Here is a 22,427-nt window from a genome sequence, read left to right as displayed (position 1 = left end):
TGCGCAGCCAGGCCACGCGTCAAGTTCAGTGCATATGGGCGATGGCCTGGGCGGCTTCGGTCACAAGATCGGGGCCGCGATAGATCAGGCCGCTGTAGATCTGCACCACATCAGCACCTGCGCGGATCTTGCTCACGGCGTCGGCGCCGCTCAGGATGCCGCCCACGCCAATAATGGGAAAGCGGCTGCCAAGGGCTGAGCGCAGCTGGCGAATGATCTGGTTGCTGGCTTCGAGCACGGGCGCGCCGGACAGTCCGCCAGCTTCTTCGGCATGCTGCAGACCCTTGACGGCATCGCGGCTGATGGTGGTGTTGGTGGCAATCACGCCATCCATGCCATGGCGCTCCAGCGTTGCCGCAATCACACCGACCTGCTCCTCATCGAGGTCGGGAGCGATCTTCACGAACACCGGCGTGCGCTTGCCATGCTGGCTGGAAAGCTGTTCGCGGCGATTGGCAATCGCACCCAGCAGCGCATCCAGTGCCTCGTCGCTTTGCAGGGCACGCAGATTCTTGGTGTTGGGTGAGCTGATGTTGACAGTCACATAGTCGGCATGAGGGTACACGCCGTCCAGCGCCTTGATGTAGTCGCTGGTGGCCTCTTCGATGGGGGTTGTGGCATTCTTGCCGATGTTCAGGCCCAGCAGCATGGCGCCGCCATTGTTTCCTGCTTTTGCGCGCACTTGCGAGCGACGCACATTGGCCAGAAATGCATCCAGGCCTTCGTTGTTGAAGCCCAGACGGTTGATCAGCGCATTCTTTTCGGGAATGCGGAACATGCGGGGCTTGGGATTGCCGGGCTGGGGGCGGGGCGTGACGGTGCCCACTTCCACAAAGCCGAAACCCATGGCGGCCAGCGCATCGATGCAGCGCGCATTCTTGTCCAGGCCTGCGGCCATGCCCACACGGTTTGGGAACTTGAGGCCGGCGAGCTCGATGGGGTCGTTGATCAGAGGGCGCGCCCAGGCCTTTTGGAGCAGGGTATTTTGACCCTTGGCCATGAAATTCATGGTGAGGTCGTGGGCCGCTTCGGGGTCCATGCCGAAAAGAATAGGACGCGTCAGTGAGTAAGGAATAAGAGACATGGGGATAATCGCAGGATTACCTGGATTTTCCCTCATGACGACATCTGCTGCACCTCTTTCTCAAGATGAACTGAAAACTTTGGTCGGACAAGCTGCCCTGAAATATGTGGTCGCCGGTGAAATTGTGGGCGTGGGCACAGGCTCCACGGTCAACAAATTCATTGATGCACTGGCCACCATCAAGGATCAGATTCCTGGCGCCGTCTCCAGCTCCGTGGCCAGTACCGAGCGCCTGAAGGCACTGGGCATCAAGGTATTCGATGCCAATGAAGTCACCAGCCTGGCTGTCTATATCGACGGTGCCGACGAGATCGACGGCAAGGGCTATATGGTCAAGGGCGGCGGTGCGGCGCTGACGCGCGAGAAGATCGTGGCGGCGCTGGCTCAGCGTTTTGTCTGTATTGCCGATGAATCCAAGCGCGTGCAAGTGCTGGGCAATTTTCCGCTGCCCGTGGAAGTCATCCCCATGGCGGCAGCCCAGATCGCGCGTCGCTTCGAAGCCATGGGCGCTGAAGTGACGGCGCAGATTCGCATGAAGGATGGTGCGCCGCTGGTGACCGACAACGGCCAGCATATTCTGGATGTCCGCGGTCTGAAGATCGCCGAGCCGCTGGCCTTCGAGTCCGAAGTCAACCAGTGGCCCGGCGTGGTGACCGTCGGCGTGTTTGCCCATCAGAAGGCTGCGGTTTGCCTGCTGGGAACCGCGCAAGGCGTGCAGACGCTGGAATACTAAGCAGCAAGCAGCAAGCAGCAAGCAGCGGCCCGAAAGCCACCTGCTTGTGTAGGTGGCTTTTTTATGAAATTGATAGCTGCTAGCGCTTGATGGGTAAGCGTTAGAGCCTGATTTTATTGAAATTCATGAATTCTAGAAGCGCAGGCCTGCGGGGTTGTCGGGTGTGGGTGCGCCAGGGGCGGGGGCTGCGGGCGCCGTGATGCGTGCAGCGGGACGCTCTGCAGGCTTGACCGCATCGGTCGCGGCTGGCGCCGGTACGGTCAAGGGCTTGGCAGCGGGGGCTTTGTAGTTCTTCGGCAGCTGGGGCTGCTTGGGGTAGCCGGCCGCGCTCAGGTACTGGTCCCAGCTGTCGGCGCCAAAACCCTTGAGGTGCTGGTTGCCGATGGTGGCAAAGGGCAGGCTCTCCTGTCCGCTGAGCTTGCGCAGCGCTGCAACATCGCTGCTGGTATCTATGGTGCGCTCGTTGAACGGGATGCCGCGGTTCTGCAGATGAGACCGAGCCTCGTCGCAGGGACCACAGTCCTTGCCCGTATAGATCATGACGGGATAGCGATTGGCCGCCTGGCGCAAGTCGTAAGGCAGCTGCGCGTTGGCTGAAGACGCCGGGCCATCGGCATTGCTCACGGCTTCGGCACTGGGCTTGGCGTTGGGGCCGATGGCCCGGTCGGAATAGGTGACCCGCCCGTCAGGGCCCACGCTGCGGTAGAGATTCTGAGCCAGGCTGACTCCGCTCGCCAATGCGGCAAAGGCGGCTACAAGCATTGTCAGCAGCAGGGCGTTGCCGGAGGTCGGCTTCTCGGCCGAAGGCCGGGCAATGAAAGATCGTGACATCTCAATCTTGGTCAATGAAGTGGTTTGAGGGTGCAAGCGCCAATGGGCAGAGCATAGCTTGCATGTAGGACTGTCTGCTCCCATGCTCAGGCTTGTCTTGATCTGACCTCGTTGCGTGAGTCAGCTTGCGTCAGTCTTGGGTCTCTCTTATCGGGGCAATGGCAGACATGAAAAAGCGCCCGGGCAGGGCGCTTTTGGGCAGGTGGCAGCAGAAGGCTCAGGCGGCCTGGCTCATGCCTTGGTGGCGAAGCAGGGCGTCAATCTGCGGCTCGCGGCCACGGAAGGCCTTGAAGGACTCCATGGCAGGGCGGCTGCCGCCGGCTTCCAGAATCGACTCGCGGTACTTGCGGCCGGTCTCGGGGTTGGGCGAGCCATCGGCCAACATGGTTTCTTCAAAAGCCGCATAAGCGTCCGCGCTCAGCACCTCGGCCCATTTGTAGCTGTAGTAACCGGCGGCATAGCCACCAGCAAAGATATGGCTGAAAGTGTGTGCCATGCGGTTGTAGGCTGGCGATTGCAGCACGGACACCTCGGCGCGCACCTGGTTCAGCAGCGCCATGAAGTCGTCTGCCGGATTGTGCTCGGTGTGCAGGAGCATGTCGAACAGCGCGAACTCGATCTGGCGCAGGGTCTGCATGCCGGACTGGAAGTTCTTGGCCGCAATCATCTTGTCGTACAGCGCGCGGGGCAAGGCCTCGCCCGTGTCCACATGGGCAGTCATGTGCTTGAGCACATCCCACTCCCAGCAGAAATTTTCCATGAACTGGCTGGGCAGCTCGACTGCATCCCATTCCACGCCGGCAATACCCGAGACATCGCGTTCGTTGACCTGCGTGAGCATGTGGTGCAAACCGTGGCCGGTTTCGTGGAACAGGGTGATCACGTCATCGTGCGTGAGCAGCGCGGGTTTGCCGTCCACGCCGGATGCGAAATTGCAGACCAGATGGGCCACGGGCGTTTGCAGCTGATGGGTGTCGGGGCGCAGCCAACGCGTGCGCACATCGTCCATCCAGGCGCCGCCGCGCTTGCCCTTGCGCGCCTGCGGGTCCAGGTAGAACTGGCCGACCAACTGTGGGCCTTGTGCGCTGGAGCGCTCGATGCGGTAGAACTCCACGCAGGGGTTCCAGACCGGGGCTTCATCGCGGCGGATGGAGACTTCGAACAGGGTCTCGACAATCTTGAACAGGCCGGCCAGCACCTTGGGGGCTGGAAAGTATTGCTTGAGTTCCTGCTCGCTGAAGGAATAGCGGGCCTCCTTGAGCTTTTCGCCGATGAAGGCCCAGTCCCAGGGCTTGGGGTCGGCAATGGCGAGATCGGTCTGGGCAAAGGCGCGCAGATCGGCCACGTCCTTTTCGGCATAGGGGCGGGCACGTTGCGCCAGATCGCGCAGAAAGTCTATGACCTGCTGGGGCGAATCGGCCATCTTGGGCACGATCGAGACTTCGCCGAAATTGCTGTAGCCCAGCAACTGGGACTCTTCCAGACGCAGGGCGAGAATTTCCTTCATCACGGCGGTGTTGTCAAAGCGCTTGCCGTCGCCCTCGGCCTGGTCGGAGGCCCGGGTCACATAAGCCTGATAGATCTTTTCGCGCAGTGCGCTGCTCTTGGCAAACTGCATCACCGGCAGATAGCTGGGCATCTTAAGCGTCAGCTTGTAGCCTTCCTTGCCATCGGCTTCGGCGCCGGCCTTGGCCGCAGCGATCACATCGGCCGGAACGCCGTCCAGCTCGTCAATCCTGGCGTAGTAGGCAAAGGCATCGGTGGCGTCCAGCGCGTTCTCGCTGAATTTCTGGGCCAGCTCGGCCGAGCGGGCCTGAATCTGCGCAAAGCGTTCCTTGGCAGCGCCCTGCAGTTCGGCGCCCGAGAGCACAAAGCCGCGCATGGCATGGTCCCAGGCGGCGCGCTGCTCCTTGTTGAGGCTGGCCGGGTCAATGGCCTTGTACTTGGCGTACAGGCGTTCATCGGCGCCCAGATTGGTCCAGAACTCGGTGACCTTGGGCAGGGCTTCGTTATAGGCCGCGCGCAACTCCGGGGTGTCGGCAACGCTGTTGAGGTGATTGATGGCCGACCAGGCAGTGCCCAGCTTTTCAGTCGCCACGTCCAGCACGGCAGAGATGGCCTCCCACTGTGCGGGGAAGTCCGGTGCAACCACGGTCTCCAGCGCCTCGCTGGCACGGGCCAGCAAAGTGTCGATGGCGGGTGCCACATCCGCAGGCTGAATGCGGTCAAACAAGGGCAGGGAGGAGGATTCGAGAAGTGGATTGCTCATGCTGTATTAAGTGCCGGCAAGGTCGGGAAAATCAAGCGCTCTCAGGGTATTTATTGCTATCGCCTTCATAGCGTCAGCCTGTGGTCAGAAGCGTGCTCGCGCCAGGACTGCGTGCAAGCGCCACCGCGCAGCAAAGCTATCGCCCCCCTCGGGCGATCAGAGCCAGAGAGGGAGAAGCCGCGGGGCGGCTCGGAGGGCGTCAGCCTGCGGCGCGCTCTGCCGATTCCATGGTGTTGACCAGCAGCATGGTAATCGTCATGGGGCCGACACCACCGGGCACAGGGGTGATGTAGCCAGCAACTTCCTTGACGCCGTGGAAGTCGACGTCGCCGCAGAGCTTGCCTTCGGCATTGCGGTTCATGCCTACGTCGATGACCACGGCACCGGGCTTGACCATGTCGGCGGTCAGCACATCCACCTTGCCCACGGCCGCGACGATGATGTCGGCCTGGCGTGTCATGGCAGCCAGATCGGCGGTGCCGCTATGGGTGACGGTGACCGTGGCATTGGCGGCCAGCAGCATCATGGCCATGGGTTTGCCCACGATGTTGGAGCGGCCGATGACCACGGCGTGCTTGCCGCGCAGATCCTTCATGCCGATGGATTCCAGCATCTTCATGCAGCCATAGGGCGTGCAGGCCTTGAAGCCGACTTCGCCGACCATCAGTGCGCCGGCGCTGGCCACGTGGAAGCCATCCACGTCCTTGGCGGGGGAGATGGTCTCGATGACCTTGTGGTCGTCGATGTGCTTGGGCAAGGGCAACTGCACCAGGATGCCGTGAATGCTCGGGTCGTTGTTCAGCGCTTCGACACGTGCCAGCAGTTCGGCTTCGGTCATGGAGGCATCGTACTTTTCCAGCACCGAGTGGAAGCCCACGTCTTCGCAGGCCTTGACCTTGTTACGCACGTAGACCTGGGAAGCCTGGTTGTCGCCCACCAGAACTACGGCCAGCCCGGGCGTGACGCCCTTGGCCTTGAGCGCTGCCGCGCGGGTGGCGACTTCCTTGCGCAGTTGTTCGGAGAGGGCTTTGCCGTCGATGAGTTGGGCTGTCATTGCTGGAGTACCAATAAAAAATGCTGCTAGCCCTTGATGAACAAGCACTAGCAGCTATCAGAATAGGAGTTGGCTAAAGCGCGAGGCCTGGCCAGTGCTCCTTGGATTATCTCGCGATTGGAGTGGCTTCCGATTTCGCGGGGAGCACTTAATTGACGGCAGCCGCCGCTTTGGCCGCAGCGCTGGTCTGGCCCTGGCCCAGTGCGATCTTGAGCAGATCGGCCACAGTGTTGGCGTTGAGCTTTTCCATGATGTTGGCGCGGTGGGCTTCCACGGTCTTGATGGAGATGCCCAGATCGTCGGCGATCTGCTTGTTCAGGCGGCCGGCGACGATGCGCTCGAGCACCTGGGCTTCGCGGCCCGTGAGCTTGGCCAGCAGCGCATCGCGGCTGGCGGCCTGCTGGTGGCCGGTAAAGGCTTCGCGGGCGTGATCCAGCATGCGCTCGACCAGACCCAGCAGTTCTTCTTCGTTGAAAGGCTTCTGGATGAAGTCCAGCGCGCCTTTCTTCATGGTGTTCACGGCCATGGGCACATCGCCGTGGCCGGTGATGAAGACGATGGGCAGAGGAGACTTGCGCTCGATCAGTCGGTCCTGCAGTTCCAGGCCGGTCATGCCGCCCATGCGGATGTCGACGATCAGGCAGGCCACTTCGCGTGGGTCGTAGCGCGACAAAAAGGTCTCGGCGGAGTCAAAGCAACGCACGCGGTAGTCCTTGCCTTCCAGCAGCCATTGCAGCGAATCACGGACTGCTTCGTCGTCGTCAACTACGTAAACAGTGCCTTTTTTGGGAATCAAACTCATGCAATCGTCCTCTTTATGGGTTCGCTTGTCGTGGTGAGTGTTGTCGTCTCCACACCCGTTGCCAACGGTAGCCAGAATGAGAACCGGCAACCAGTGACTTCGCTTCCATTGTAGAGGTTCTCGGCATGCATTCGACCCTGATGTGATTCGACAATCGAGCGGCAAAGGTTCAGGCCTATGCCCATGCCTTCGCTCTTGGTGGAGAAGAAGGCTTCGAACAAGTGTTCCAACACTTCCGGCGGCAGGCCCTTGCCCGTGTCTTCCACGGTGAACTCCACACCCGGCAGGCTTTCAAAGACCTGAGGGCGCACGCGCAGTTCCACATTGCGTTGGCCCAGCGGGCGGTCGGACATATCAATGGACTCAGCACTGTTTTTCATCAAATTGATGAGAACCTGCTCGATGAGGATGGCATCGGCCATTACTGGCGGCATGCGTTCGGCAATATGCGAGGTCAGCTGCACATTGCGGCGGCGCAACTCGATACCGGCCAGCTCCAGCGCCTCGTTCACCATCTCGCCTACCTGGGCCAGCATGCGATTGGGCTCGCTCTTTTTCACGAAGGAGCGGATGCGCTGAATGATCTGCCCGGCACGCTGTGCCTGATGTGCCGTCTTTTCCAGTGCGAACTTCATCTGTTCGGGTGTAAGCGTGCCGTTTTCCAGGCGCGTCAGCATGCCGGAGCTGTAATTGCTGATGGCGGTCAGGGGCTGGTTGAGCTCGTGCGCCACGCTGGATGCCATCTCTCCCATGGTGATGAGGCGGCTGGCGGTCTGGGCCTTTTCAGCCTGGGCCGCAGCCTGTTCCTCGGCCAGGCGGCGCTGGGTGATGTCGGTGGCAATCACCATCTGGGCCAGGCGGCCGTCCACCCAACTTAGATAGCGCGAGCGGACTTCCAGCCATTTGCCCAGGCTGGGCACGAAGATCTCGGCGTTCTCGCTGCGTGCGGCAGTCAGCGTGTCCGTGGGCAAGCCCATGAGGCCGTCTTCGTTCTCGGCTTCGGGCTGGTGGCGAACCGGCAGCTTGCCAGCCTGGGCGACCAGTTGCAGATGTCCTTCGGTGTGCGAGCCAAACCACTGGCGGTACAACTTGTTGGCAAACAGCAACTCGGCACTGCCAAGAGGGGCCACGGAAACAGAGGCATCCAGCGCCTCCAGCACAATGGTGAAGCGCTCGTATGAGGCAGACAGCTGTTCGCGAATCCGGTTGGGCTCGGTAATGTCCGTCATGGACGACATCCACCCCGTATGCTGGCCGTGGGCATCAATCAGCGGCGATACATACAGGCGCGCGTCGAACAGGCTGCCGTTCTTGCGCTTCACACGTACCTGAAAGCCGCCAACGATGGTCTTGCCCGACAGCTCTTCGCGCAGCTGTGAATGCAGATTGTCGTAGTCGTTATCGGGCCAGTAGGAATAAGGTGGAACCTGGCCGACCAGATCCTTCTCGCTCCAGCCCGTCATCTGGCAGAAGGCCGCGTTCACATAGGTAATGCGACCGTGCAGATCCAGTGCTCGCATGCCCGTCAGCACGGAATTTTCCATGGCACGGCGGAAGTTGGTCTCGGCCACCAGGGCCTCCTGGGCACGCTGGCGGCGGCGTGTGTGGCGCCAGGTGGCCAGCAGCAGCCAGGCCGTCATGGCCGACAAGGTGCCCACCAGCCAGAACAGGCCGCTACCGACTACGCCCAGCGAAGTCTGGTAGGCCTGGGCGCGCATCATCAGCGCCGTGCCCACCGGGGAGACGGGCACTTCGTATTCATTCGCAATGGCACGCCAGTGCAGCAGCTCGGTAGGTGTCTTGCGCGGTGCCAGCGGAGTGCCGGCCAGCACATGGTTGTCGGCATCGCGCATGGTGATGGCGTAACGGGCCATCACTTCCGTGGGCGTGCCATAGCGCAGCAGACTGTCCACCGAAAACTCGGCCAGCAGCTCGCCCTGGTAGCGGCTGTTGGCGCTGATTGGCACATGCAGCTGCAGCAGTGGCGGCAACTCATTGGGCTGGGCTTTTTCCTGCACATAGATGGGCTGCAGCATCTCGCGGGCCTGCTCATAGGCTTGCAGGGTCTCGCCCTGATGCAGGCTTTCGCCCACGGCACGCAACTGATCCGTGGCCACCGTCGGAGCTGACTGGCTGTACACAACCTGACGCTTGTCATTGATCCAGGTAATCGATTGCAGCTCGGGGTATTGGCTGATCAACGCTTCGGTGCGGCCGTCGAAGTCGGCTTTGCGCATCTCGCGGTTGCCGATGTCACGAGCCATGCGCATCAGTTGCTCCTGGCGCTCCAGCAGGCGCAGGCGCACGCGTTGTTGGGCGTATTCCACGTCGCGGCGCAGTGCCTCCTGCTCGCGATCCACTTCTTCCGTGCGCAAATACCAGAACGACGCAATGATTGCAGCCATGAACATCAGCACCGACGCCAGCGGCGCGAGCGCGGCATAGCGATCCTGCCGGGTCGGCGACAGGCTGCGCCACCAGCTACGCCACCAGCGCACAGGGGATGCAACGGATTGCGCGCTTTTTGCGTCCTCTTTTTCTCGTTCGTGATTGCTTGTTTGCATGCCTCCAGTGTAGGGGAGAGACCTAGTGGAATCTGCGACTATTTCTGTCGCGTAAAAGACAATCTATAGAGGCTTCACTGTATGTGCATTTGCAGCATTTTTTTTATATAGTGAAATCACAAAGCACAATTTGAAATTTGAAAAAAATGTGCGAAACTCGCCAGCGATCGACACAGTGAATCGGTTTAATCCGGGGAGCACCCGAAGGTGCTGTGCCACGCGTTATGCGGTGTGGCGCTTGCCGCACCCGTGTGATGCCGCACTCACTGCTTCGTGATAAAGCTACCCCCTCTCGAAGGAGACACTCACAATGACAGCTCAGACTGATCCCAAAGGCGCTGGCTTTCCTGCCGGCCTGGACCAACAAGAATCGCGCGAGTGGATGGATGCCCTCTCTGCGGTGATCGACCGCGAAGGTGCGGACTATGCTCACAAGCTGATCGAGGATCTGCTTGAACACGCTCGCCAGAACAGCGTGGACATGCCTTTCTCGGCCAATACCGGCTACGTGAACACCATCGAAGTCGACCAGGAAGAAAAGTGCCCCGGCAACCTGGAGATCGAAGGTCGTCTGCGTGCCTACATGCGCTGGAACGCCATGGCCATGGTGGTCAAGGCCAACCGCATTCACCCCCCTGAAGGCGGTGATCTGGGCGGCCACATCGGCTCCTTCGCTTCGCTGGCCAATATGTTTGCGGCCGGCTTCAACCATTTCTGGCACGCCGAGAACGAAAACCACGGCGGCGACTGCCTGTACATCCAGGGTCACGTTTCGCCCGGCATCTATGCCCGCGCCTACCTGGAAGGCCGTATCTCCGAAGAACAACTGCTGAACTTCCGCCAGGAAGTGGACGGCAAGGGTCTGTCGAGCTACCCTCACCCCAAGCTGATGCCCGACTTCTGGCAGTTCCCCACGGTGTCCATGGGCCTCGGCCCGCTGATGGCCATCTACCAGGCGCGTTTCCTGAAGTATCTGCACGCACGCGGCATTGCGAATACCGAAAACCGCAAGGTCTGGGTGTTCTGCGGCGACGGTGAAATGGACGAGGTGGAATCCCTGGGCGCTATCGGTCTGGCATCGCGCGAGAACCTGGATAACCTGGTTTTCGTGATCAACTGCAATCTGCAGCGCCTGGACGGTCCCGTGCGTGGCAACGGCAAGATCATCCAGGAGCTGGAAGGCGAATTCCGCGGTGCCGGCTGGAACGTGATCAAGCTGCTTTGGGGCAAGGGCTGGGACGAGCTGCTGGCCAAGGACAAGGACGGCGTGCTCAAGAAGATCATGATGGAGTGCAACGACGGCGACTATCAGGCTTTCAAGGCCAACGACGGTGCCTACGTTCGCCAGCATTTCTTCGGCCGCGATCCTCGCGCCCTGAAGATGGTCGAGCACATGTCCGACGACGAGATCTGGAACCTGCGGCGCGGCGGCCACGATTCGCAGAAGGTCTACGCAGCGTTTGCCGCTGCCAACGGCCACAAGGGTCAGCCCACGGTGCTGCTGGTCAAGACCGTCAAGGGCTTCGGCATGGGCAAGGTCGGTGAAGGCAAGAACAACGTTCACCAGACCAAGAAGCTGAGCGACGAGGACATCAAGGCCTTCCGCGACCGCTTCAACATTCCGATCCCCGACAGCCAGATCGCGGACATTCCCTTCTACAAGCCGGCCGACGATACGCCGGAAATGAAGTATCTGCACGAGCGCCGCAAGGCCCTGGGCGGCTACCTGCCACACCGTCGCCAGCAAGCTGACGAGCAGTTCACCGCTCCTGCGCTGGACACCTTCAAGGCCATCCTGGAGCCCACACCCGAAGGCCGTGAAATCTCCACGACCCAGGCTTATGTGCGTTTCCTGACGCAGCTGCTGCGCGACAAGAACATCGGCCCCCGCGTGGTGCCCATCCTGGTGGACGAAGCCCGTACCTTCGGTATGGAAGGCCTGTTCCGTCAGGTCGGCATCTACAACCCCCACGGTCAGCAATACACCCCGGTCGACAAGGACCAGGTGATGTACTACCGCGAGGACAAGGCCGGCCAGATCCTGCAGGAAGGCATCAACGAAGCCGGCGGCATGTCCAGCTGGATTGCTGCAGCCACCAGCTACAGCCATAGCAACCGGGTCATGATCCCGTTCTATGTGTACTACTCGATGTTCGGCTTCCAGCGCATCGGCGACCTGGCCTGGGCGGCTGGCGACCTGCAAGCGCGTGGCTTCCTGCTGGGCGGCACCTCGGGCCGTACCACGCTGAACGGCGAAGGCCTGCAGCACGAAGACGGTCATAGCCACATCCTGGCCAACACCATCCCCAACTGCGTGACTTACGACCCCACCTTCGCTCACGAAGTGGCCGTGATCATGCAAGATGGTCTGCGTCGCATGGTGCAGAACCAGGAAAACATCTTCTACTACATCACGCTGCTGAACGAAAACTACCCCATGCCTGGCCTGGAAGCCGGCACGGAAGAGCAGATCCTCAAGGGCATGTACATGGTCAAGCCTGGCCAGAAGGTGCCAGAGAGCGGCCTGCGCGTTCAACTGCTGGGCTCCGGCACCATCCTGCGCGAGTCCTTCTTCGCCCAGGAACTGCTGGAAAAGGACTGGGGCATTGCCGCCGATGTCTGGAGCTGCCCGTCGTTCAATGAACTGACCCGCGAAGGTCAGGAAGTGGACCGCTTCAACATGCTGCACCCCATGGAAGCCGCCAAGGTTCCGTTCGTGTCGCAGCAGCTGGCTGCCCACCCCGGCCCCGTGATCGCTTCGACCGATTACATGAAGGCCTACGCCGAGCAGATCCGTCCCTACATGCCCAAGGGCCGTACCTACAAGGTGCTGGGTACCGACGGTTTCGGCCGTTCGGACTTCCGCGCCAAGCTGCGTGAACACTTCGAAGTCAACCGTCACTACATCGTGGTGGCTGCACTGCGCGGTCTGGCCGATGAAGGCAAGATCAACGCCACGACCGTGGCCGAAGCGATCAAGAAGTACGGCATCAACGTCGACAAGATCAACCCGCTGCACGCCTAAGAAGGGGAGACAGATAACATGGCATTGACAGAAATCAAGGTCCCCGATATTGGCGACTTCTCCGAAGTCGGCGTGATCGAAGTGCTGGTCAAGGTGGGTGACACCATCAAGGTCGAGCAATCCCTGATTACCGTGGAGTCCGACAAGGCTTCCATGGAAATCCCCTCCAGCCAGGCTGGCGTGGTCAAGGAAATCAAGGTTGCCCTGGGCGACAAGGTCAAGGAAGGCTCCGTGGTCGTGATGCTAGAGACTGCCGATGCAGCTCCCGCACCTGCCGCCGCAGCGCCTGTCCCTGTTGCAGCACCCGTGGCCGCAGCTCCTGCCCCCGTGGCTGCAGCCCCTGTGGCCGCCGCTCCTGCAGCATCCTCCACCGTGGACCTGAAGATCCCCGATATCGGCGACTTCAAGGACGTGGCCGTGATCGAGATGCTGGTCAAGGTGGGTGACACCGTGACCGCCGAGCAATCGCTGTTTACCGTGGAGTCCGACAAGGCCTCGATGGAAATCCCTTCGCCCTCGGCCGGCACCATCACGGCGCTGACCATCAAGCTGGGTGACACCGTCAACGTGGGCGACGTCGTCGGCCAGATGACAGTGCAGGGCGCAGTTGCTGCCCCCGTGCAGGCCGCCGCTCCCGTGGCGGCACCGGTTGCCGCTCCTGTGGCTGCAGCACCTGCAACCGTGGTTGCAGCCCCTGTGGCCGCCACTCCTGCTGCCGCACCTGCAGCCCACAACCCCACCGTGGCGCCTTCGGGTCAGCTGCCCCATGCCTCGCCTTCGGTGCGCAAGTTCGCTCGCGAACTGGGCGTGCCTCTGGCAGAAGTCAAGGGCTCGGGCAACAAGGGCCGCATCACGGCGGAAGACATCCAGTCCTTCACCAAGTCGGTGATGGCCGGCGCCGTGCAGACCCTGGCTCAGCAGGCCGTGGCTCCCAAGTCTTCCGGCGGCAACGTCGGCGGTCTGGAAGTGCTGGCCTGGCCCAAGGTCGACTTCGCCAAGTTTGGCGCTGTCGAGCGCAAGGAGCTGTCGCGCATCAAGAAGATCTCGGGTGCCAACCTGCACCGCAACTGGGTGGTCATCCCCCACGTCACCAACAATGACGAGGCTGACATCACCGAGCTGGAAGCCTTCCGCGTACAGACCAATGCCGAAAGCGCCAAGGCCAAGAGCGACGTCAAGGTGACGATGCTGGCTTTCGTGATCAAGGCCGTGGTGGCTGCGCTCAAGAAGTTCCCCGAGTTCAACGCCTCTCTGGACGGCGACACTCTGGTCTACAAGCAGTACTTCAACATCGGTTTTGCCGCTGACACGCCGAACGGCCTGGTCGTTCCCGTGCTCAAGGATGCCGACAAGAAGGGCATCCTGCAGATCAGCCAGGAAATGGGCGAGCTGGCCAAGAAGGCCCGCGACGGCAAGCTGGGCGCTGCGGACATGCAAGGCGGCTGCTTCTCGATCTCGTCTCTGGGCGGCATCGGCGGCACCAACTTCACGCCCATCATCAATGCGCCTGAAGTCGCCATCCTGGGTCTGTCCAAGGGCGCCATGAAGCCCGTGTGGGACGGCAAGCAGTTCGTGCCTCGTCTGATGCTGCCTCTGTCGCTGTCGTACGACCACCGCGTCATCGACGGTGCAGCCGCTGCACGCTTCAACGCCTACCTGGGCGCTGTGCTGGCCGACTACCGCCGCATCCTGCTCTAAGCAGCTGACGGGCAGGCCGATTTTTAGCGAAATCGGCCTGTAGCGCTTATCTGAACTGCGCAAGTAGCTATCTTTTTAGATGCCTTGCGCTTCACCTTGCCAGCCCATGAGTGAGATGAAGAACCTGAGACAGCATCCCATCGAGCATCTGCGTGGCGTCATTCCCGGTATCCGGCCTTTTCCGGATGCGGCTGACGTCTTCGCCGAGCCGGTCGAGAAGTACGCGCGGCATTTTCTGCCGCTGGTCACCATCGATCTGGCCTTGCTCGACGATGCCTGGAGCGGGCCGATTCATCTCGTCGCCCCTTGCGAGCCCTACGAAGGGCAAGTTGGGGAGTGGGGGGGGCGAGGAGTTTGGCAACGCGCTGCTCAAGCCTGACTGGCTGGCTTTCAAACTCGACGAACAAGGCAAGTACGAGCTGCTGGGCGACTGGCGCTACTTCATGCTGGAGCAGGATCGGGCCGACTGGGCGGAAAAATCGCTCGACTGGCGCGAGGTGCGCAGCCAGCATCGTGAACTGGTCAAACTTGGGGTTGTACCGCCGTTTGAACTGCACCACGAGGCCAAGTACTCATGGCGCGATGTGATGGAGCTGCATTACGCAACCCAGCACGCGGCCTATGAGCAGGCCAGGCGGGACTTTCTGGCCCATGGCTGGAATGCCGCCAAGCCCTGGAATGACGCTGCTGAAGTTGCCAAGCTGCCTTTGTATGAGCCAGGTACGGACTGTTATGACTCCACTTCAGGGCGCTATCTGCTCGGCGTGCTGGGCGGGCCTGCGTGGGGTGGTAACTGGAGCAATCTGACCAACCCGCTGCTCAGCGGCATTGGTACGGATGACGGTATTCACCCCATTCACCCGGAAACGGGCGCTGCGTTCGAGTTCATCACCAGCACCTATGCCAACGAGTTCACGGGGCATGACTGCGAAATCCTGCTGTTCTACGAGCCCCAAAGCCGTACCGTGCTGCAGACCTTTGATTGGAGCTAAGGCGTCACCGTCCGGCTTCAAACCGAGAAAAATCGTTTTTGCTGCCTGATCCTTCAGGCGGCGCAGAGACAAAACCAAGATAGGAGCGCATATGAGCCTCATCGATATCAAGGTACCCAATATCGGCGACTTCGCCGAAGTGGGCGTGATCGAACTGCTGGTCAACGCCGGCGACACCGTGTCCGTGGACCAGTCCCTCATCACCGTGGAGAGCGACAAGGCCTCCATGGAAATTCCTAGCAGCCACGCTGGCGTTGTGAAGGAAATCAAGGTCAAGGTCGGTGACAAGGTTGCCGAAGGCTCCGTCGTGCTGTCGCTGGAAGTGGCAGCCGGTGCTGCCGCACCGGCACAAGCCGCAGCGCCTGCGCCCGCCGCAGCCGCTCCCGCACCTGTGGCCGCCCCCGTGGCTGCCGCTCCCGCTCCCGTGGCCAGCAACTTTGCCGGCACCGTGGACATGGACTGCGACGTGGTCGTTCTGGGCGGTGGCCCTGGCGGTTACTCCGCAGCCTTCCGCGCAGCCGACCTGGGCCTGAAGGTCGTGCTGGTCGAGCGCTACGCCACCCTGGGCGGTGTCTGCCTGAACGTGGGTTGCATCCCCTCCAAGGCACTGCTGCACGTGGCTGCCGTGATGGACGAAGTCAAGCACCTGGAAGTGGCCGGCGTGAAGTTCGCGGCTCCCGAAGTCAACATCGACCAGTTGCGCGGCCACAAGGAAAAGGTCATCGGCAAGCTGACCGGCGGTCTGGGCCAGATGGCCAAGATGCGCAAGGTCACCGTCGTGCGCGGCTATGGCAACTTCGTGTCTGCCAACCACATCGAAGTCGAAGAAACCACTGGTTCCGGCCAGGAAAAGACCGGCAGCAAGAAGATCGTTCAATTCAAGAACGCCATCATCGCTGCAGGCTCGCAAGCCGTGCACCTGCCTTTCATGCCCAAGGACCCCCGCGTGGTCGATTCCACCGGTGCCCTGGACCTGAAGGAGGTGCCCAAGCGCATGCTGATTCTGGGCGGCGGCATCATCGGCCTGGAAATGGGCACCGTTTACAGCACACTGGGCGCACGCCTGGACGTGGTGGAGATGATGGACGGCCTGATGCAGGGCGCTGACCGCGATCTGGTCAAGGTCTGGCAAAAGATGAACGCACCACGTTTCGACAACATCATGGTCAACACCAAGACCGTCGGTGCCGAAGCCACGCCAGAAGGCATCAAGGTCACGTTCGCTCCTGCCAAGGACGGCGTCACCGTGCCCGAACCCCAGACCTACGACCTGGTTCTGCAAGCCGTGGGCCGCACGCCCAACGGCAAGAAGATCAGTGCCGACAAGGCTGGCGTGGCCGTGACCGACCGCGGCTTCATCGACGTCGACATCCAGATGCGCACCAACGTGCCCAACATCTTCGCGATTGGCGACATCGTGGGTCAGCCCATGCTGGCGCACAAGGCCGTGCACGAAGCGCATGTGGCTGCCGAAGTCATCGCCGGTGAACTGCAAGGCAACAAGGAACTGGCTTCTGCTGCCTTCAACGCCCGCGTGATTCCTTCGGTGGCTTACACCGACCCCGAAGTGGCATGGGTCGGTCTGACCGAAGACCAGGCCAAGGCACAAGGCATCAAGGTCAAGAAGGGCCTGTTCCCTTGGGCTGCCTCGGGCCGCGCCATCGCCAACGGCCGCGACGAAGGCTTCACCAAGCTGCTGTTTGACGATTCCCCCGAAGCTCACGGGCACGGCCGTATCCTGGGCGGCGGCATGGTCGGCACGCATGCCGGCGACATGATCGGTGAAATCGCCCTGGCCATCGAAATGGGCGCCGACACCGTGGACATCGGCAAGACCATCCATCCCCACCCAACCCTTGGCGAGTCCATCGGCATGGCGGCGGAAGTGGCGCACGGTTCCTGCACGGATGTGCCACCCACACGTAAGTGAGTGTTTCGCTTGCTTAAAACAAAGGCAGCCTTCGGGCTGCCTTTTTTATATTTCATAGCTGCTTGTGCTTGCTGCATAAGCGCTTGAGACCGACTGATTCTCAGTTTTCTATCTGTGATCGTGCTGCTTTGAGTGCTTGAGTAAATGTGGTTTGCATTGAAGGCATGAGCCCATTTGACTTTGCCGAGGTCGCGGTGAGCGTGGAGGGCTTGCACCCCAGCAACCATAAGTTGGGCGCTGCTGCCGGCAAGCCCGTGGCGGCGGGTTGGGGGCCTTATGAAGCCAACGCGAAGGCCGAAGCACAGCTTAAAGACTAGTTTTGATAGCTGCCAATGCATGATGCATAAGCGCTGGAGCCTGTTTTATCTTGAATTTTTGGCGTTGATGCTTGAGCTTGTCTGTCAATGAATTTCCCGATCAGGAAATATCGATTCCTTTTCTGCGTGCTCTGTTTCATAATTTCCCGAACGGGAATTTCCAGGCGAACCACCTTATGTCCACCATCCACACCACCGACCAACTGGGCACGGCTTTGCGCATCGCCCGCAAACAATTGGGACTGACCCAGCCGCAGCTTGCCTTGGCCGCAGGCGTGGGCACGCGATTTATTGTGGATCTAGAGGCTGGCAAGCCCACGGTACGGCTGGAGCATGTGCTGCGGGTGATCAATGCGCTGGGCGGGGAGTTGCAGTTGGGCGGCTTGCCGTATACGGATTCTGAGGGCGTAGCGGAGGGCGCAGACCATGACGTCTAAATCCACGCATGAACTCGAAGTCTGGCTGTTTGATGAGCGCGTCGGCAGTCTGTCGCTGGTGCATGGGCAGCTGAGCTTTGCCTATGCGACCGACTGGTTGGCGCAGCCGCAGGCCACGGCTTTATCGCAGTCGCTGCCGCTGCAGGCTAAACCTTTTGACGATCATCAGACCCGGCCGTTCTTCGCCGGTCTGCTGCCCGAGGGGCAGATGCGGCGCCTGATTGCCCAGCAGTTTCAGGTGTCGGGCCAAAACGACTTTGCGCTGCTGGACCATATTGGCGGCGAATGCGCGGGGGCCGTGACCTTTCTGGAGCCGGTGCAGGCCTTGCCGACTAACGGGGCTGGGGCGACCGGGGCACCGGGTGATGTGGATTGGCTCAGCGATCAAAAGCTGCTCGCCTTGCTGGACGAGCTGCCGCGTCGCCCCATGCTGGCGGGAGATGAAGGGCTGCGGCTATCGCTGGCCGGGGCGCAGGACAAGTTGCCCGTGGTGGTGGACGAGAGCATTCCGGGCGCAGTGCGTATCGGTCTGCCGCGCAATGGCGCGCCCAGCTCGCATATCTTGAAGCCCGCCATCCATGCGGTGGAGGACAGCGTGGCCAATGAAGGCTTTTGCATGCTGCTGGCCCAGGTCATGGGGCTGCGGCCTGCCAATGCCCGAATCCAGAGCGTGCTGGGCCGCTCGTTTTTGCTGGTGAAGCGCTATGACCGGGAGCTGAATGCTCAAGATCTGCACCAGCCGCAGTTGCAACGTCTGCATCAGGAAGACTTTTGCCAGGCGCTGGGCGTGGTGCCCGAGCTGAAGTACCAGAACGAGGGCGGGCCAGGCCTGGCGCAATGCTTTGCCCTGCTGCGCAGCGTGACCCGTCCCAGCGCGCCTCAGGTGCTGCGGCTGCTGGATGGGGCGATCTTCAATGCCTTGATTGGCAACCATGATGCCCATGGCAAGAATTTCTCGCTGCTTTATGGAGGAAGGGCGCCTGTGCTGGCACCGTTCTACGACCTGCTGGCTACAGCGATTTACCCCCAGCTGACGCCCAAGATGGCAATGAAGATTGGCAGCAAATACAAGTTCAGCGAGCTGGAGGCCAGGCACTGGGAGCAGTTTGCGGAAGAAGCAGGCCTTGCCAAGGCGGCGACGCGCAAGCGCTTGCAACAGCTGGCTAACGAGCTACCCGCCGCCGCCCGCAAGCTGCAGGCCGCGCCACCGCATGGATTTGCGGGCAATGCCGTGGTGAAGCAGATCGTGCAGCTGATAGAGCAGCGCTGCACCTTGACGCTGAGGCGCTTGGCCTGAGCACACGAGTGATTTCACACCTAGATCGGATCGCCGCGATGCCAGTTAAATTTCCCGTACGGGAAATATGATTTCAAATCAGTTGCGGCAAGTTAAAAATTTCCTGATCGGGAAATTTTGAAGCTTCATGGTTTATTGCGCTTGTTGCATGAGCGCTTGGGCTTGATTTGACCGATATTGGATGCCGTTGATTCAGCGCCAGCCATATAAGAACCGTATTGATGGAGACAAACCCATGCTTAGCCCCAACCGCGATTTTTCCCGACCGCTCCAAGCTGCCTGCCACTGCGGCGCAGTGCGCTTTACCGTTCTGTTAAGCGATGGCCTGAACACCGCGCGGCGCTGCAATTGCTCGTTTTGCCGCATGCGCGGGGCCGTGGCGGTGTCGGCTGATTTGAGCGGAATCGAGGTGCTGCAGGGACAGGATGCGCTGACGCTCTACCAGTTCAACACCGGGCAGGCCAAGCATTTCTTTTGCAAGCATTGCGGCATCTATACCTTCCATCAGCGACGCTCGTCGCCGCATCAGTACGGTGTGAATGTGGCTTGCATAGCGGGCATGAGCCCGTTTGACTTTGCCGAAGTGGTGGTGAGCGAGGGGCGCTCGCACCCCAGCGACCGCCGCGCAGGCGCTGCTGCGGGCAAGTCTGTGGCGGCAGGCTGGCTGAGTTACAAGGCGAATCCCTTGGCCGAAGCGCAGCTTGAGGAATGATTTTGATAGCTGCTAACGCTTTACAGGTAAGTGTTAGCTGTCATTTTTAATGAATTTTCTGCGTTCGGCATCGAATCAGCCAGCCAGATAGATCCAGCTCGGGCGCTGCCTGGCAAGCGCGCCGGGCATGGCTTAGCTGCGCCTGGTCCTGGAGTCGCGCACTGTCACCATCAGCACCAGTGCCGAGAGGATCAGCATGACCAGCACAAGATAGATGCTGTAGTGCCGGTTGCCTGTGTGCTGGGTCAGCAGGCCGGCCAGCGTGGGGCTGGCGGCCGAGCCCAGATTGCCCAGGCTGCTGATGAGCGCTATGCCGCCGGCGGCCACGGCCGGTGACAGATAGTCGCTGACCAGGGCAAAGAACAGCGGGGGCAGGGCCGCAAGTCCGATCAGCGTGAAGGCCAGGGCAATCAGCGAGCCCTCAAGATGGCCGTGCATCTGCAGGGTGACGATCAGGCCGGCAATGGCCATACCGGTGGCGATGAACAAATGCCAGCGGCGGTCGCGGAACCGGTCGGAGCTGGCACCGAAGGCAATCATGCCGAAGAAGCCTGCGACAAAGGGAATGGCCGAGTAGATGCCGACATGCAGCACGTCCTGCACCCCCAGGCCCTGAATCACGGTCGGCATCCAGAAGACAAACAGATAGGTGGCACCGTGCATCATGAAATACACGAGTGACAGGGCATAGACCTTGGGGTCGCGCAGCAACTGGCCCAGAGAGGCGCTGCTGTGGGCCGCCTTGTGCCCGTGGCCGCCATGATGAGCAACTTGGCCGCCGTCGTTGGCGATGTTGTGTTGCAGGCGCGCTTTTTCGGCGTCTGTCAGCCAGCCGGCGTCGCTCGGCTTGTCCTGGAGATAGAAGTAGAGGATCAGACCCAGAATGCAGGCGGGAGGGCCCTGGATGAGAAACAGCCACTGCCAGCCATGCAGCCCGTCGATGCCATCCATATATTTGAGAATGGCGCCGCACAAGGGGCCGGCCGCAATCGCCATGGCCATGACGGCTGAGAGAAAGATGGAGATCACGCGGCCACGGCGTGCCGAGGGGTACCAGTAGGTGAAGTAGAGAATGACGCCGGGAAAGAAGCCGGCTTCGAAGGCGCCCAGCAGAAAGCGCGCCACATAGAACTGCATGGGAGTGGAGACCCAGGCCATGGCGGTGGCGATGACGCCCCAGACCAGCATGATGCGCATCAGCGTCTTGCGCGTGCCAATCTTCTCCAGCAGCAGATTGCTGGGCACTTCAAACAAAAAGTAGCCTATGAAGAACAGGCCTGCGCCAAAGCCGTAGGCGGCGTCGCCGAAATCCAGCGTCTGCTTCATCTGGATCTGGGCGTAGCCGATGTTGATGCGGTCCAGGTAGGCGACCATGTAGCAGATCAGCAGCAGGGGCAGCAGCCGCCAACTGACCTTGGCATACAGCGCGTTGTCTGCATCGATGTCGTGGCTGGTGTCCTGCCTGGGCGTTGCGCCCGAAATGGTCGTCGCGCTTGGGGTCATGCTTGTCTCTTGGAAGTTGGTATGGGGCGCTGGGTGGTTCCTCGCGGCACGTCTTGCTGCATCACGATGTAGACGCTGCAAGCCGCTGTGCTAGGGCTATGCCGGGCTTTTGTTGTTGTCTTGAATACAGGGGGAACTGCGCAGAGGCCCACAGCATCAAGCCGTGGGGCACAGGCTGCCAAGTCTTGCTGCCAGGACCTCACGAGGTCACGGCGGAGACTGTGGTTGTGACCAGTGATTGGATTGCTTGCCTTCGAGTTCCCGGTTCATTTCCTGCTATTGCCCTTCATGGCCTGGACCTGGCTGCGCACAGGTATGCATCAGCCTGTCTTGACCTCTGCGGGGGCAGAAATCAAGGTGTTCGAGGGGGCAATGTAGGTCTGGTGCCCTGAATGGACTTAACGCATGCCGCAATTCAGTTGCCAGATCATGACATCCGAGGGTAAGCCTTAGGGTCGGCCTTGCTGCGGCAAGGCAGCGGGAGATGCTGCGGTTTTGCGGGGCGATGGCGTGCGCCATCGAGAGCCATGCTGCGCCTGAACTCGCACTCGCACTCGCACTAGCACGGGGGGCAGGCAGCCGTTTCATCTGCGGATAGCTGATGTGGCCGAGTATGTATTTTGATAACGGCCAGCGCGGAAAGGAGCCAGTTGGGCTTCTATTTGCACAAGCGGGTTGCCAGAGCTTTTGAGCCGCCACATTGTGCCAGCGGATACGCCCGGCATGGCTCCGGGCGTTGGGTGGATCGCTGGGTTCAGCGATGGGGAATGTTGCCTCAGGCCTTTTTCAGAAACTCGGATTTGAGAATGAATGGACCCTGATCCGTCTTGCAGTCCACGTCATGGTCGCCGTTGTCATAGACCAGGCGAATGCCTTTGATCTTGGTGCCTTTTTTGATGACGGTAGAGGAACCTTTAACCTTCAGATCCTTGACCAGCAGCACGCTGTCACCGTCGGCCAGCGGCGTGCCGTTGGCATCCTTGATGATGCGGGGGCCGTTGTCTTCATCGGCAATGGTTTCTGCATGGGCCGACCATTCATGGGCGCAATCGGGGCAGATCAGCAGATCGCCATCGGGATAGGTGTTGTCCAGACCGCATTGGGGGCAAGAGGGCAATGTCGTCGTGCTCAAGGATTGGCTTTCTTTCAAAATAGCAAGCACCAAGCCTAGCCGCAAAG

18 protein-coding genes are annotated in these 22,427 nt (G+C 60.9%); 10 read left to right on the top strand and 8 right to left on the bottom strand.

Features of this window, described 5'->3' with window-relative positions; translation table 11 throughout:
• Positions 1-25: 25 nt before the first annotated feature.
• Entirely contained in the window at positions 26-1,084 is a 1,059-nt protein-coding gene (locus tag V8Z78_RS00335; protein WP_046462452.1) for a quinone-dependent dihydroorotate dehydrogenase, read from the bottom strand.
• A 34-nt stretch (positions 1,085-1,118) separates the two neighbouring features.
• Between V8Z78_RS00335 and rpiA the strand changes: the two genes are divergently transcribed.
• Positions 1,119-1,817, top strand: a complete 699-nt coding sequence (gene rpiA, locus V8Z78_RS00330; protein WP_046462451.1) for a ribose-5-phosphate isomerase RpiA — start codon at positions 1,119-1,121, stop codon at positions 1,815-1,817.
• Positions 1,818-1,949: 132 nt separating this feature from the next.
• Here rpiA and V8Z78_RS00325 read toward each other — a convergent pair whose 3' ends face one another.
• From V8Z78_RS00325 to V8Z78_RS00305, 5 genes are all read right to left on the bottom strand, one after another.
• Positions 1,950-2,648 (bottom strand): glutaredoxin domain-containing protein, encoded by a 699-nt coding sequence (locus V8Z78_RS00325; protein WP_349730676.1) that lies wholly within the window; start codon positions 2,646-2,648, stop codon positions 1,950-1,952.
• Between the two features lie 217 nt (positions 2,649-2,865).
• Positions 2,866-4,917, bottom strand: a complete 2,052-nt coding sequence (locus tag V8Z78_RS00320; protein ID WP_004340835.1) for a M3 family metallopeptidase — start codon at positions 4,915-4,917, stop codon at positions 2,866-2,868.
• Between the two features lie 199 nt (positions 4,918-5,116).
• Positions 5,117-5,971, bottom strand: coding sequence for a bifunctional methylenetetrahydrofolate dehydrogenase/methenyltetrahydrofolate cyclohydrolase FolD (folD, locus tag V8Z78_RS00315; protein WP_046462449.1), 855 nt, complete (start codon positions 5,969-5,971; stop codon positions 5,117-5,119).
• Between the two features lie 148 nt (positions 5,972-6,119).
• The gene (locus V8Z78_RS00310) at positions 6,120-6,773 is read right to left on the bottom strand and encodes a response regulator transcription factor (protein ID WP_003055354.1); all 654 of its coding nucleotides are present in this window, start codon (positions 6,771-6,773) and stop codon (positions 6,120-6,122) included.
• Positions 6,770-9,337, bottom strand: a complete 2,568-nt coding sequence (locus V8Z78_RS00305) for a PAS domain-containing sensor histidine kinase (RefSeq protein WP_012838307.1) — start codon at positions 9,335-9,337, stop codon at positions 6,770-6,772. Before V8Z78_RS00305 ends, V8Z78_RS00310 begins: the two co-directional genes overlap by 4 nt.
• A gap of 310 nt (positions 9,338-9,647) precedes the next feature.
• Here V8Z78_RS00305 and aceE point away from each other — a divergent pair, with 310 nt between their 5' ends.
• From aceE to V8Z78_RS00260, 9 genes are all read left to right on the top strand, one after another.
• Positions 9,648-12,362, top strand: coding sequence for a pyruvate dehydrogenase (acetyl-transferring), homodimeric type (gene aceE / locus V8Z78_RS00300; RefSeq protein ID WP_004340841.1), 2,715 nt, complete (start codon positions 9,648-9,650; stop codon positions 12,360-12,362).
• An 18-nt stretch (positions 12,363-12,380) separates the two neighbouring features.
• On the top strand, positions 12,381-14,060 hold the full coding sequence (aceF, locus tag V8Z78_RS00295) for a dihydrolipoyllysine-residue acetyltransferase (RefSeq protein ID WP_349730675.1): 1,680 nt from the start codon (positions 12,381-12,383) through the stop codon (positions 14,058-14,060).
• 106 nt (positions 14,061-14,166) lie between these two features.
• The gene (locus tag V8Z78_RS00290) at positions 14,167-14,439 is read left to right on the top strand and encodes a hypothetical protein (RefSeq protein WP_349730674.1); all 273 of its coding nucleotides are present in this window, start codon (positions 14,167-14,169) and stop codon (positions 14,437-14,439) included.
• A complete protein-coding gene (locus V8Z78_RS00285) occupies positions 14,390-15,052 on the top strand; it encodes a hypothetical protein (RefSeq protein ID WP_349730673.1) in 663 nt (220 codons plus the stop codon). The genes V8Z78_RS00290 and V8Z78_RS00285 overlap by 50 nt, the downstream gene beginning before the upstream one ends.
• Before the next feature lie 91 nt (positions 15,053-15,143).
• Positions 15,144-16,982, top strand: a complete 1,839-nt coding sequence (gene lpdA, locus V8Z78_RS00280; RefSeq protein ID WP_349730672.1) for a dihydrolipoyl dehydrogenase — start codon at positions 15,144-15,146, stop codon at positions 16,980-16,982.
• Positions 16,983-17,146: 164 nt separating this feature from the next.
• Entirely contained in the window at positions 17,147-17,299 is a 153-nt protein-coding gene (locus V8Z78_RS00275) for an aldehyde-activating protein (RefSeq protein ID WP_349730671.1), read from the top strand.
• 71 nt (positions 17,300-17,370) lie between these two features.
• Complete coding sequence (locus V8Z78_RS00270) at positions 17,371-17,736, top strand: helix-turn-helix transcriptional regulator (RefSeq protein WP_349730670.1); 366 nt, start codon at positions 17,371-17,373, stop codon at positions 17,734-17,736.
• Positions 17,726-19,033 carry a type II toxin-antitoxin system HipA family toxin gene (locus V8Z78_RS00265; RefSeq protein ID WP_349730669.1) on the top strand — a complete coding sequence of 436 codons (1,308 nt, stop codon included), beginning with the start codon at positions 17,726-17,728 and terminating at the stop codon, positions 19,031-19,033. The genes V8Z78_RS00270 and V8Z78_RS00265 overlap by 11 nt, the downstream gene beginning before the upstream one ends.
• A gap of 235 nt (positions 19,034-19,268) precedes the next feature.
• Positions 19,269-19,745 (top strand): GFA family protein, encoded by a 477-nt coding sequence (locus V8Z78_RS00260; RefSeq protein ID WP_080554188.1) that lies wholly within the window; start codon positions 19,269-19,271, stop codon positions 19,743-19,745.
• A 132-nt stretch (positions 19,746-19,877) separates the two neighbouring features.
• Here the strand turns inward: V8Z78_RS00260 and V8Z78_RS00255 are convergent, their stop codons facing one another.
• Both V8Z78_RS00255 and V8Z78_RS00250 read right to left on the bottom strand, forming a co-directional pair.
• On the bottom strand, positions 19,878-21,248 hold the full coding sequence (locus tag V8Z78_RS00255; RefSeq protein WP_081033954.1) for an MFS transporter: 1,371 nt from the start codon (positions 21,246-21,248) through the stop codon (positions 19,878-19,880).
• 775 nt (positions 21,249-22,023) lie between these two features.
• Positions 22,024-22,380, bottom strand: coding sequence for a zinc ribbon domain-containing protein YjdM (locus V8Z78_RS00250; RefSeq protein WP_349730668.1), 357 nt, complete (start codon positions 22,378-22,380; stop codon positions 22,024-22,026).
• Between the last annotated feature and the right edge of the window lie 47 nt (positions 22,381-22,427).

Origin of the sequence: Comamonas sp. wu1-DMT, assembly GCF_040187805.1 — a bacterium.
GTDB classification, from domain to species: domain Bacteria; phylum Pseudomonadota; class Gammaproteobacteria; order Burkholderiales; family Burkholderiaceae_C; genus Comamonas; species Comamonas thiooxydans.
Note: the sequence above shows the minus strand (reverse complement) of the source record. Positions and strands in the feature narration are given on the sequence as shown.

Bases quoted from the DNA above. Each gene is read 5' to 3' on its own strand.
- V8Z78_RS00335 (WP_046462452.1), bottom strand. From the start codon at position 1,084: ATGTCTCTTATTCCTTACTCACTGACGCGTCCTATTCTTTTCGGCATG.
- rpiA (WP_046462451.1), top strand. From the start codon at position 1,119: ATGACGACATCTGCTGCACCTCTTTCTCAAGATGAACTGAAAACTTTG.
- V8Z78_RS00325 (WP_349730676.1), bottom strand. From the start codon at position 2,648: ATGTCACGATCTTTCATTGCCCGGCCTTCGGCCGAGAAGCCGACCTCC.
- V8Z78_RS00320 (WP_004340835.1), bottom strand. From the start codon at position 4,917: ATGAGCAATCCACTTCTCGAATCCTCCTCCCTGCCCTTGTTTGACCGC.
- folD (WP_046462449.1), bottom strand. From the start codon at position 5,971: ATGACAGCCCAACTCATCGACGGCAAAGCCCTCTCCGAACAACTGCGC.
- V8Z78_RS00310 (WP_003055354.1), bottom strand. From the start codon at position 6,773: ATGAGTTTGATTCCCAAAAAAGGCACTGTTTACGTAGTTGACGACGAC.
- V8Z78_RS00305 (WP_012838307.1), bottom strand. From the start codon at position 9,337: ATGCAAACAAGCAATCACGAACGAGAAAAAGAGGACGCAAAAAGCGCG.
- aceE (WP_004340841.1), top strand. From the start codon at position 9,648: ATGACAGCTCAGACTGATCCCAAAGGCGCTGGCTTTCCTGCCGGCCTG.
- aceF (WP_349730675.1), top strand. From the start codon at position 12,381: ATGGCATTGACAGAAATCAAGGTCCCCGATATTGGCGACTTCTCCGAA.
- V8Z78_RS00290 (WP_349730674.1), top strand. From the start codon at position 14,167: ATGAGTGAGATGAAGAACCTGAGACAGCATCCCATCGAGCATCTGCGT.
- lpdA (WP_349730672.1), top strand. From the start codon at position 15,144: ATGAGCCTCATCGATATCAAGGTACCCAATATCGGCGACTTCGCCGAA.
- V8Z78_RS00275 (WP_349730671.1), top strand. From the start codon at position 17,147: ATGAGCCCATTTGACTTTGCCGAGGTCGCGGTGAGCGTGGAGGGCTTG.
- V8Z78_RS00265 (WP_349730669.1), top strand. From the start codon at position 17,726: ATGACGTCTAAATCCACGCATGAACTCGAAGTCTGGCTGTTTGATGAG.
- V8Z78_RS00260 (WP_080554188.1), top strand. From the start codon at position 19,269: ATGCTTAGCCCCAACCGCGATTTTTCCCGACCGCTCCAAGCTGCCTGC.
- V8Z78_RS00255 (WP_081033954.1), bottom strand. From the start codon at position 21,248: ATGACCCCAAGCGCGACGACCATTTCGGGCGCAACGCCCAGGCAGGAC.